The following is a 9,644-nucleotide window of genomic DNA, read 5'->3' on the forward strand; positions in this document are numbered from 1 at the left end:
GAGAAGCCCCGGACTTTAGTCTGGGGAGTCGTCACGATTCGGGTGCACCCCACCTGGGCTCTCGCCCGGGTGGGGTGATGGGTTATAGTTCCCGCACGTACCAGCTCAGGGTGGGGCCCCCGTCCTTCACGTGGCGGAAACCCTGGGCCTGGAAGAAGGCCTTGGCCCGGGCGTTGTTGCCGTAGACCACCGCATAAAGCCGCTCGGCCCCCGTCAGGTGGTTTAGGAGGTGCTCCAGGGCCCTTCGTCCCAGGCCCTGCCCCTGGCGGTCTTCCCGGATGAGGAGGAGGCTTAGGGTGGCGTCCTCGGGCTCGGGATAGCGGAGCTTGTAGTCCAGGTAGCCCACCGCCTCCGCTTCCTGGAAGAGGAGGAAGGCCCGGCGGCGCTCGTCCTTCTCCAGGGTGGAAAGGTCCCGGGCCACGTCCTCGAGGGCCGGGGGTTCCATACCGATCAGGGCGAAGTACCCGGGGCTTCGCAGGAAGAGCTGATGCAGGAGGGGAGCGTCCTCTGGAAGCACTGGACGTAGGCTCAGGTTAAGGGTCCGCATCCCTCCCATGCTACCGGCTGGGGTCTGAGAAAGGGGTGATAGCTTCCCCAAAAGGAAGCCGCCGTGGGTCTTCCCCACGGCGGTCCGGGTTGCCCTTTACCTGCGGGCCGGCTCCACCACGGTGACGTTCACCGCCTGGGGGCCCTTGCCGTTCTTGCCCGGCTCCACGTCAAAGGTGACGATGTCGCCCTCGTTCAGGGTGCGGAACCCCTTGGCGTTGATGGCGCTGAAGTGGACGAACACATCGGTGTCGCCCTCGCGCTCAATGAAGCCGTAGCCCTTCTCCGCGTTGAACCACTTGACCCGACCCTTCTGCATACTGCTCCTTCGCTTCCGAGCCCTTGGGCTCGTATCCGGGGCCTTAGGGGTTGCTTTAGACCCGAGGGGCCACCCTATAGCGACCCGGAATGCCTCACTATACCACGAAGGACCTACTTGCGGAAGAACCCCCGTAGCCTTTCAAAGAAGCCTTCGGGAGCCACTTCCTCCCCCACCTCCTTGGCGTAGGCCCTGAGGAGTTCCTTGGCCTTGGGGCTAAGGTTTTTGGGCACGGAAAGCTCCACCACCACCCTTAAGGCTCCCCGGCCCCCAGGGTAGGGAAGGCCTTCTCCGGGAAGCTCAAACACCTCCCCGTGCCCGGTGCCCGGGGGAATCTCCAAGGGGATGGGGCCCGAAAGCCCGGGCACCTCCACCCGGGTACCCAGGGCCGCCTGGGCCAAGCCGATCTTCAAGCGGTAGACCAGGTGGGGGCCTTCCCGCTCCAGGTGGGGGTGGGGGCGGATCTTCAAGCGCACGTACAGGTCCCCGGGCCCGCCGGGTCCCAGGTTGCCGTAGCCCGGCACCCGCAGGAGGTGGTTCTCGTCCATGCCCGGGGGGATTCGTACCCGGGCCCGTTCCTCCCGCGCCACCCGGCCCCGGCCCCGGCATACCGGGCAGGTTTCCGCCAGGAGGTGGCCTTGCCCCTTGCAGTGGGGGCAGGTGGAGCGGGTCAGGAACCCGCCAAAAAGACCCTGACGATAGGTTTCCACCACCCCCCTACCCCCGCAGGTGGGGCAGACCACCCTCCTGCCCCCTTGGCCTTGGCAGGCTTCGCAGGGCACCAAGCGGGCGTAGGCGACCTCCACCTCCTTGCCGGTGAGGAGGTCTTCCAGGTCCACTTCCACCTGGGCCTCGAGGTCCTCCCCTCTTGGGGCGGTGCGCCCCGTGCGGAAGCCGAAGACCTGGGCGAAGAGGTCAAAGAGGTCCTCGGTGCGGAACTCCGGCGCCCCTAAAAGCCCCCGGTCGTACTGGGCCCGCTTCTCGGGGTCGGAGAGAACCGCATAGGCCTCGTTGATCTCCTTGAAGCGCTCCTCCGCCTCCTTGTCCCCGGGGTTGCGGTCGGGGTGGTACTGGAGGGCCAGTTTGCGGTAGGCCTTTTTGATCTCCTCCTGGGTGGCCTCCCGGCCCACCCCCAGGATGGCGTAGTAGTCCTTCATCCAGGTAGCACTTTACAAGGAAAGGGGCCTTGGGCTAAAGTGGGCCTCAATGAGGCTCCTGCGAGCTATCCGGTAGGGGGCCCCTTCCTTCGGGAAGGGCCCCCCCGGTATCGCCGCGGGGGCTTTTCTTATGCCCGCTTCCGGCGGGAGTAGAGGAGGCAAGATGCTGCTTCTGACCCCTGGACCCACCCCCATCCCCGAGCGCGTGCAAAAGGTTCTTCTCCGTCCCATGCGGGGCCACCTGGACCCCGAGGTGCTGGCGGTGAACCGAGCCATACAGGAGAGGCTTGCCCGGCTCTTTGACCCCGGGGAAGGCGCCCTGCTGGCGGCTTTGGCGGGCTCGGGAAGCCTGGGCATGGAGGCCGGCCTCGCCAACCTGGACCGGGGCCCGGTCCTGGTGCTGGTGAACGGGGCCTTCTCCCAGAGGGTGGCGGAGATGGCCCAGGTGCACGGCCTGGAACCCGCGGTTTTGGAGTTCCCTCCGGGCGAGCCCGTGGACCCGGAAGCGGTGGCCAAGGCCCTAAAGGTGAGGCGCTACCGCATGGTGGCCCTGGTCCACGGGGAGACCTCCACCGGGGTGCTGAACCCGGCCCGGGAGATCGGGGCCCTGGCCAAGGAGGCCGGGGCCCTTTTCTTCCTGGATGCCGTCACCACCCTGGGGATGCTTCCCTTCTCCATGCGGGAGATGGGGGTGGACTACGCCTTCACGGGCAGCCAGAAGTGCCTCTCCGCTCCCCCGGGCCTGGCCCCCATTGCCGTGAGCCTCGAGGCCCGCAGGGCCTTCACCGGCAGGCGGGGCTGGTACCTGGACCTCGCCCGGGTGGCGGAGCACTGGGAGCGGGGCGGCTACCACCACACCACCCCGGTCCTCCTGCACTACGCCCTGCTGGAGGCCCTCAACCTGGTTCTGGAGGAGGGGGTGGAGGCCCGGGAACGAAGGGCGAAGGAGGTCTACGCCTGGCTGCTTGGGGAGCTAAGGGAGCGGGGTTTCCGCCCCTATCCCAAGGCCAGCCCCCTGCCCACGGTGCTGGTGGTGCGCCCCCCTGAGGGGATGGAGGCGGACCGCCTGGTTAGGGCCCTTTACGCCCAGGGGGTGGCGGTGGCCGGGGGAATCGGGCCCACCCGGGGGCAGGTTTTGCGGCTCGGCCTCATGGGGGAAGGAGCCCGGAGGGAGGCCTACCAAGAGTTCCTGGAAACCCTGGATAGGGTTCTGGCCCTAGCGTAGGAAGAAGTAGGCGTAGACCAAGGCCAGGGCCATGCGGTAATAGGCGAAGGGCCTGAAGCCGTGGCGCTCCACGAAGGAAAGCATCCAGCGCACGGTGAGGAGGGCGGTGACCAAGGCGGCGAGGAAGCCCATCCCAAGAAGGTTCCAGCCCCCTTCGGGTACCGCGGGAGCGCTTTTCAGGAGGTCGTAGCCCACGGCGGCCAGCATGGTGGGAAGGGCCAGGAGGAAGCTGAACTCCGCCGCTGCCTTGCGCCTCAAGCCCAGGAGGAGGCCTCCCAGGATGGTGGCCCCGCTCCGGCTGGTGCCGGGGAAGAGGGCCGCCAGGCCCTGGAAGAGCCCGATTAGGGCTACCCGGGCTAGGGGAAGCTCCAGGACATCCCCATAGCGGGCCCGTTCCGCCAGGCGGTCGGCCAGGAGGAGGACCAAGCCCACGGAGAACAGAAAGAAGACCACGATGCCGTCGTTTCCCAGGATCTTCCCCTTGATGAGGGGGTAGAGGAGGAAGCCCATGGCCGCGGTGGGCAGGAAGGCCGCCCCGATCCTGAGCCAGAGGGCCCGGTCCACGGCGAAGCGCCTTCCGTAAAGGAGGAGGATGGCCAGGATGGCCCCAAGCTGGATGGCGATGAGGAAGGTCTTGAGGAAGGGATCCTCTTGGATGGGCAGGCCCAGGAGGTGGAAGAGGAGGGTCAGGTGGCCGGTGGAGGAAACGGGCAGGAACTCCGTGAGCCCCTCCACCACCCCTAAGAGAAGGGCTTCCCAAAGGCTCATGGGGCCCATGCTACCATGGGAATCGTGGGTGCTTCGCTGACAAGCGAACACCGGATGGTGTCCGTCCTGATCCCCGGCGCCGGGAACGGGAGCGGCTGGGCCTTGGGCCCAAGGCCTTCCTGCGGGTGGGGGGGAAGACCCTCCTGGAGTGGGCCGTGGAGGCCTTCAAGGAGGCGGCGGAGGTCCTGGTGGCCCTGCCCCCCGGAGCTCCCGTCCCCAAGGGGCTTCGCGCCACCTTTTTAGAGGGGGGCAGAACCCGGCAGGAGTCGGTTTCCCGCCTCCTGGAGGCGGCAAGCCTCCCTATGGTCCTGGTTCACGACGTGGCCCGGCCCTTCGTGAGCCGGAGGCTGGTGGGGCGGGTCCTCGAGGCCACCCGCGCCACGGGGGCGGCGGTGCCGGTTCTGCCCCTTCCCGACACCCTCATCCGGCCGGAAGGGGAGGGGTATGGGGAGGTGGTGCCCCGGGAGGCCCTGCGCCTGGTCCAGACCCCCCAGGGCTTCTTCACCGCCCTCTTGCGGGAGGCTCACGCCTACGCCAGGAAGCGGGGGCTTTCCGCCACCGACGACGCCCAGCTGGTGAGGGCCCTGGGCTATCCCGTGGCCCTGGTGGAGGGGGAGAGGGCCGCCTTCAAGATCACCTACCCCGAGGACCTGCCCCTGGCGGAGGCTTTGGCGAGGGTATGGAGCGCCTAGCGGTGGCCAAGGTGAACCTGGGCCTCTCCCTCCTGGGGAGGAGGCCGGATGGCTACCACGAGCTCCACACCCTCTTCGCCAGCCTATCCTTCGGGGACCGGCTTTTCCTGGAGCCCATCCCCGAGGGGATCGAGTTCCGCGGGCGGTACGGGAAAAGGAACCTGGCCTACCGGGCGGCGGCGGCCTACCTGGAGGCGGCGGGCTGGCCCGGGGGGGTGCGGATCGTCCTGGAAAAAGCCCTGCCCGAGGGGGCGGGTCTTGGCGGGGGGAGTTCGGATGCCGCCCAGGTGCTTCTGGGCCTCAAGGAGCTCTATCCGGCGGAGGTGGACCTATCCTCCTTGGCCCTTTCCCTGGGGGCCGATGTGCCCTTCTTCCTCCAGGGAGGGGTGGCGGAGGCCCGGGGGGTGGGGGAGAGGCTCAGGCCCCTTTCCCTTTCCCCCTTGCCGGTGGTGGTCTTCTCCTTGGGCCTGCGCCTTCCCACCCCCAGGGTGTATGGGGAGGTGAAGCCTCACGATTTCGGGCCCGAGCTTCCGGTTTCGGAGATCCTCGAGGCCCTGGAGAAAGGGGAGGAGCCACCCTATTGGAATAGCCTCGAGGGCCCTGCCTTCCGCCTTCATCCGGAGCTGAAGGAGGTGAAGGCCCGGCTTAAGGCCTTGGGTTTGAGGGGCGTTTTAATGTCCGGCTCGGGGAGCGCCTTCTTCGGCCTGGCGGAGGACGAGGCCCAGGCCAAGAAGGTGGTGGAGGCCCTGCGGCATGCCGGTTATGCCCGGCACGGAATTCTGGGGGGAGGGTATGGAGTTATTTAGGGAGCTTTTTGGTTGTTGCCCGGATGCCTTGGAGGAGATCAAGTCCTTGCCCCTCCGCTGGGACGAGGAGCGGTTCAGTTTCTGGCTTAAGCAGGATTTCCCCTTCGTGGAAGCCCTGTACCGCTTTCAGGTGGGGCTTCTTAAGGAGGCCCCCCATCCCCACCGGGCTCCTTTGGTCCAGGCCCTCATGGCCACGGTGGAGGAGCTGGACTGGCTTCTTTCCCAGGGGGCGGATCCCAGGGAACCGGTTCACCCGGTGCGGCAGGAGTACATCGCCCTGCTCCAGGAGATGGAGGGGTTTCCCTACCCTTACCGCCTGGTATTCTTCTACTTCCTGAACCGCCTATTCCTGGAGGCCTGGAACGCCCACGTGGAGGGGGATGGACCCTGGCAGGAGCTTGCCGAGCACTGGTCGGCCCCCGAGTTCCAGGCGGTGCTCTTCGACCTGGAGGTCATGGCCCAGGGCCAGGTGGAGGGGCTGGATCCGGGGGTCCTGGAGCATTACCTGGCCCGCATCCTAGAGATGGAGAAGAAAACCTGGAGCCTGCTGCTTTAAGCCCGTTCTTGGCGGTTGAGGAATCCGGGGTGGGATGGAAAAAGACCCCGGAACCCCGGGGCCTTGGTTAGCCCAAGGGCCTTCAGTTCAGTTCTTCGCCCCAGGCCTCTTCGAAGAGACGCTTGGCCTCCTGCACGGTGATCTCCAGGGTCTGGGAAACCTCCTCCGCCAGGAGGTAGATGGCCCGCCTGAGGGCCTGGCGGTCCAGGTCCGGTAGGCCCCGTTCCAGCTCCCAGGCCCTGAGCTGCCCGGCCATCTGGGCGATGCGGTAGGGGTTTCCATCCGCCAGGATCTCGCTGGTCTTGCGGTGCCGGGCGGCCCACTGTTTGGGCAGGGGCATGCGTCCGTTCTTCAGGAGGTCAAGGATGACCGGCACCTCCTCCGGGGCAAGGGCCTTGCGCATGCCCACGCTTTGGGGAGCCTCCACGGGTACGTAGGCCTTGGAGCGGGAACCGGGAAAGTCCACCTGGTAGTAGGCCCGGCTGATGCCGCTCACGCTTCGCTGGGCTATGCCCGCCACCACGCCGACCCCGTAAGGGGGCAAGACCACCTTGTCGCCGGGACGGAACTCTTTCACGGCGCGACTCCTTTCCGGAGCACCTCCATGAGGTGCTCCAAATAAGCCTCCACCTCCAGCTGGGGGGTGCACCCCAAGGCTGCGATCACGTGGGCGGTGGCCCTGGGGGAAAGCTCGGGGCGCACGGCCCCTTCTTCCTGGCCGCTTCGCACCAGCTCCTCCAGGAGGTCCAGGTAGTGCTGGTGGAGCCCCTTGAGCCAGGGGGTGGGGTCCTCCATGGCCTCCCGGGCTACCGCCGCCCACAGGCCCCGCCACTCGGCGATCCAGGCCAGACGCTTCTTCAGGAGGCCCTCGAGGCGCACAAAAAAGGGCGCCTTTTGGCGCACCACCTCCTCCACCTCCCGGTAAAAGGCCCAGGTGCGTTCCTCCACCAGGTTTTTCAGGAGGTCCTTCTTGTCGCGGAAGTAGAGGTAGATGGTACCCTTACCCACCTCCGCCCGCCGGGCCACCTCCTCCATTTTGAGCCCGGAAAGCCCCATCTCCCGGAGGATTTCCAAGGTGGCCTCGAGGATGGCCCTCTTTTTATCCTTGGAGAGCGCCCCCGGGGGGGATACCATCGCGGCCACGCCCTTAAGTCTACCACACCACCCTTTTCCTTTCATGAGGAGGGGATTACCCTAAAGGTATAGGAGGTCAGGTATGCGTCAGGGCTTTTTCGCCTTGCTGACCGCCGATCCCCTTCGGGGGGCCTTGCGCCCGGTGGAGGCCAGGCTCCTGGAGGAGGCCAGGGGGGAGGCCCTTTTCCTCGTGCCCTATCCTTTGCGGGACCTGGCGGAGGCCTGGCGGCTCGCTTACCGGAGCCTGGGCCTGAGGCGGGGAAGGGTCCTCTACCTCAGGCGGCGGGAGGAGGCCTTTGACCCCGAGATAGCCCAGGCGGTGGCGGCGAGCCCCCTGGTGCTTCTAGCTGCCGAGGGGCTGCCGGAGTTTTTGGATCTCATCCGGGGAAGCCTCCTTCTCCAGGCCCTTTTGGAAGTCCACCGCCAGGGGGGTGGGGTGGTGGCCTTGGGGGAGGCGGCGGGCCTTCTGGGGGAGGCTGCCTTTTACTCCCTGGAGGGGGAGGTTAAGGCCGCCTTGGGCCTGGCCCTCTTGCGAGGTCTGGTCTTCCTCCCCCGGGTGGAGGAACGGGGGCGGTTCCTGGCTCTCTCGCGCCTGGTGGCCGACAATCCCGACCTGGTGGGCTTAGGCCTTCTGGAGAACACCGCTCTTCGCCTCCTAAAGGGCCTGGGAGAGGTCTGGATGGGAGGGGTGACCCTGGTGGACGCCGGGGGGGCGGAGTACACGGGCCGGGGGGTGAAGGGGCTCAAGGTGGACGTCCTCTCGGCGGGGGAGCGCTTCCCCCTGCCCGCCCTTTGAGGAGGGCGGGGTTCCCTCCTCCGGTAACATGGCCCTATGCCCTCGGGGCGGGTGCACGAGGCCATAAACCTGACGGTCTTAGGCGGGGGAGCGGTGGTCTTCCTGGCCTACGGGGGCTCCCCGGAGGACCCCCGGGGCTTGGCCTTTACCCTGGCCTATCTGGCGGGCACCTTCCTCCTTTCCCCCGACCTGGATCTGGCGGAGAAGGGCACGCGGTCCCAGCGCCGCTGGGGCCTTTTGGGCCTTTTCTGGCGTCCTTACGGCTGGCTTTTCCGCCACCGGGGGCTTTCCCATACCTGGGTGCTGGGGCCCTTGACCCGCCTGGGTTACCTGGCGGGGCTTCTTTTGGCCTTGGGGTACCTGGCCCAGGGGCTTGCCAAATACCTGGGGATGGGGTTTTCCTTTAAGCTTCCCTCCTGGCCCTGGGAGGTCTGGGGTTTGGCCCTTTTGGGCTACTACCTTTCCCAGTGGCTCCACCTGGTGGCGGACGGCATCTGGCCCGACCACGACCTTAAGCGCTTGCGGCGGCCAAGGTGAGGTGGTTTACATACCCGTCCCTGCTAGGGTAAACAATGGAAGCATGCTAAGGCGATGGATGGGGTTCCTTCTGCTTTTGGGTGTGGTCCTTGCGGTGCAGCCGGGCCAGCGCCTGCCCGACTTCGCCCTTCTGGATCCCAAGGGTAACCTCGTCACCCCCGCCACCATGAAGAAGCCTGCGGTCATCGTCTTCTGGGCCAGCTGGTGCCCCGTGTGCAAGGCGGAGTTCCCGGGGCTTCACCGGGTGGCGGAGGAAACCCGGGTGCCCTTCTACGTGATCAGCCGGGAGCCCAAGGACACCAAGGAGGTGGTGCTGGAGTACATGAAGGCCTTTCCCCGGTTCATTCCCTTGCTGGCCTCGGACAGGGACAAGCCCCACGAGGTGGCCAACCGCTTCAAGGTCCTGGGCCAGCCCTGGACCTTCGTGGTGGATGCCGAGGGCAAGGTGGTGGCCCTATTCGCCGGGCGGGCCGGGCGGGAGGCCTTGCTGGATGCCCTCCTCCTGGCCGGGGTGGAGCTGCCATAGCTCCGCCCGGCGCACCTCACCCTGGGGGCTGAGGCGCAGGAGGAAATCGGCCTCGAGGAGGCCAGGGTCCCCCCACTCCGCCAGGAGGAGGCGGGCTTCCTCCCGGGCCGCCTCCAGCTGGGGTAGAAGGGCTCTTTGGTCCTTCAGGCGGTAGAGGTCGGCGTGGACCAAGGGGCCTTCCGGGGTGGGGTAGGTGTGGATGAGGGTGTAGCTGGGGCTGGTCACCCTTCCCTTAAAGCCCAAGGCCTCGGCCAGAAAGCGGACGAAGGTGGTCTTGCCCGCACCCAAGGGACCCTCCAGGACCACCAGGGCCCCCGGGGGGAAAAGGGCCAGGGCTTCCCGGGCCAGGGCCTGGGTGTCCTCGAGGGTCTTGAGGGTGCGCTCTAGGAGAAGCCGCATAAAGGAAAAAGGCCCCGCAGGGCCTCTTTGGTGCCGGGAGCGGGACTTGAACCCGCACGCCCTTGCGGGCACCACCCCCTCAAGATGGCGTGTCTACCAGTTCCACCATCCCGGCAGGGTGCGCCTTACGCGCAAGCCTTAGTTTAGCAAAAGCCTCCTCCTTGTCAAGGTTTGCCGGGGTTT

General features: G+C 66.9%; 13 protein-coding genes, 1 tRNA gene and 1 pseudogene. 7 read left to right on the forward strand and 8 right to left on the reverse strand.

Annotation, left to right across the window (positions count from 1 at the left end; genetic code table 11):
• Nucleotides 1-82: 82 nt before the first annotated feature.
• The 3 genes from TNMX_RS00730 to TNMX_RS00740 form a co-directional block, all read right to left on the reverse strand.
• Complete coding sequence (locus TNMX_RS00730; RefSeq protein WP_038028443.1) at nucleotides 83-556, reverse strand: GNAT family N-acetyltransferase; 474 nt, start codon at nucleotides 554-556, stop codon at nucleotides 83-85.
• A gap of 87 nt (nucleotides 557-643) precedes the next feature.
• On the reverse strand, nucleotides 644-865 hold the full coding sequence (locus TNMX_RS00735; protein ID WP_014516375.1) for a cold-shock protein: 222 nt from the start codon (nucleotides 863-865) through the stop codon (nucleotides 644-646).
• 113 nt (nucleotides 866-978) lie between these two features.
• On the reverse strand, nucleotides 979-2,022 hold the full coding sequence (locus TNMX_RS00740) for a DnaJ C-terminal domain-containing protein (protein ID WP_038028418.1): 1,044 nt from the start codon (nucleotides 2,020-2,022) through the stop codon (nucleotides 979-981).
• Between the two features lie 163 nt (nucleotides 2,023-2,185).
• Here TNMX_RS00740 and TNMX_RS00745 point away from each other — a divergent pair, with 163 nt between their 5' ends.
• Nucleotides 2,186-3,247 (forward strand): alanine--glyoxylate aminotransferase family protein, encoded by a 1,062-nt coding sequence (locus TNMX_RS00745; protein WP_038028421.1) that lies wholly within the window; start codon nucleotides 2,186-2,188, stop codon nucleotides 3,245-3,247.
• Here TNMX_RS00745 and TNMX_RS00750 read toward each other — a convergent pair.
• On the reverse strand, nucleotides 3,239-4,024 hold the full coding sequence (locus TNMX_RS00750; RefSeq protein ID WP_038028423.1) for an undecaprenyl-diphosphate phosphatase: 786 nt from the start codon (nucleotides 4,022-4,024) through the stop codon (nucleotides 3,239-3,241). The two genes, TNMX_RS00745 and TNMX_RS00750, sit on opposite strands and share 9 nt — an antisense overlap.
• Before the next feature lie 45 nt (nucleotides 4,025-4,069).
• Here TNMX_RS00750 and ispD point away from each other — a divergent pair.
• The 3 genes and pseudogenes from ispD to TNMX_RS00765 all read left to right on the forward strand — a co-directional run bounded on the left by ispD (nucleotide 4,070) and on the right by TNMX_RS00765 (nucleotide 6,069).
• Nucleotides 4,070-4,707 (forward strand): annotated as a pseudogene (ispD, locus tag TNMX_RS00755) (2-C-methyl-D-erythritol 4-phosphate cytidylyltransferase).
• Nucleotides 4,695-5,513 (forward strand): 4-(cytidine 5'-diphospho)-2-C-methyl-D-erythritol kinase, encoded by an 819-nt coding sequence (gene ispE, locus TNMX_RS00760; protein ID WP_038028433.1) that lies wholly within the window; start codon nucleotides 4,695-4,697, stop codon nucleotides 5,511-5,513. Before ispD ends, ispE begins: the two are co-directional and overlap by 13 nt.
• Nucleotides 5,500-6,069, forward strand: a complete 570-nt coding sequence (locus tag TNMX_RS00765) for a hypothetical protein (protein WP_253269343.1) — start codon at nucleotides 5,500-5,502, stop codon at nucleotides 6,067-6,069. The genes ispE and TNMX_RS00765 overlap by 14 nt, the downstream gene beginning before the upstream one ends.
• Nucleotides 6,070-6,151: 82 nt before the next feature.
• Here TNMX_RS00765 and TNMX_RS00770 read toward each other — a convergent pair whose 3' ends face one another.
• Nucleotides 6,152-6,646, reverse strand: coding sequence for a CarD family transcriptional regulator (locus TNMX_RS00770; RefSeq protein ID WP_015716260.1), 495 nt, complete (start codon nucleotides 6,644-6,646; stop codon nucleotides 6,152-6,154).
• Nucleotides 6,643-7,212 carry a TetR/AcrR family transcriptional regulator gene (locus tag TNMX_RS00775; protein ID WP_211209620.1) on the reverse strand — a complete coding sequence of 190 codons (570 nt, stop codon included), beginning with the start codon at nucleotides 7,210-7,212 and terminating at the stop codon, nucleotides 6,643-6,645. The genes TNMX_RS00770 and TNMX_RS00775 overlap by 4 nt, the downstream gene beginning before the upstream one ends.
• A 73-nt stretch (nucleotides 7,213-7,285) precedes the next feature.
• Here TNMX_RS00775 and TNMX_RS00780 point away from each other — a divergent pair, with 73 nt between their 5' ends.
• Genes TNMX_RS00780 through TNMX_RS00790 form a run of 3 tightly spaced genes read left to right on the forward strand, consistent with a single transcriptional unit; the run spans nucleotide 7,286 to nucleotide 9,062 of the window.
• A complete protein-coding gene (locus TNMX_RS00780; RefSeq protein WP_015716262.1) occupies nucleotides 7,286-7,999 on the forward strand; it encodes a cyanophycinase in 714 nt (237 codons plus the stop codon).
• A 36-nt stretch (nucleotides 8,000-8,035) separates the two neighbouring features.
• Nucleotides 8,036-8,536: a metal-binding protein gene (locus TNMX_RS00785; protein WP_015716263.1), complete on the forward strand. Its 501-nt coding sequence runs from the start codon at nucleotides 8,036-8,038 to the stop codon at nucleotides 8,534-8,536.
• A gap of 58 nt (nucleotides 8,537-8,594) precedes the next feature.
• A complete protein-coding gene (locus tag TNMX_RS00790; RefSeq protein ID WP_015716264.1) occupies nucleotides 8,595-9,062 on the forward strand; it encodes a TlpA disulfide reductase family protein in 468 nt (155 codons plus the stop codon).
• On the opposite strand, the gene tsaE is transcribed toward TNMX_RS00790, so the two are convergent.
• Both tsaE and TNMX_RS00800 read right to left on the reverse strand, forming a co-directional pair.
• Nucleotides 8,991-9,461: a tRNA (adenosine(37)-N6)-threonylcarbamoyltransferase complex ATPase subunit type 1 TsaE gene (gene tsaE, locus TNMX_RS00795; RefSeq protein WP_038028446.1), complete on the reverse strand. Its 471-nt coding sequence runs from the start codon at nucleotides 9,459-9,461 to the stop codon at nucleotides 8,991-8,993. The two genes, TNMX_RS00790 and tsaE, sit on opposite strands and share 72 nt — an antisense overlap.
• Nucleotides 9,462-9,489: 28 nt before the next feature.
• A tRNA-Leu gene (locus tag TNMX_RS00800) sits at nucleotides 9,490-9,576 on the reverse strand.
• Between the last annotated feature and the right edge of the window lie 68 nt (nucleotides 9,577-9,644).

It is taken from the genome of Thermus sp. NMX2.A1 (assembly GCF_000511705.1).
Taxonomy (GTDB): Bacteria; Deinococcota; Deinococci; order Deinococcales; family Thermaceae; genus Thermus; species Thermus scotoductus.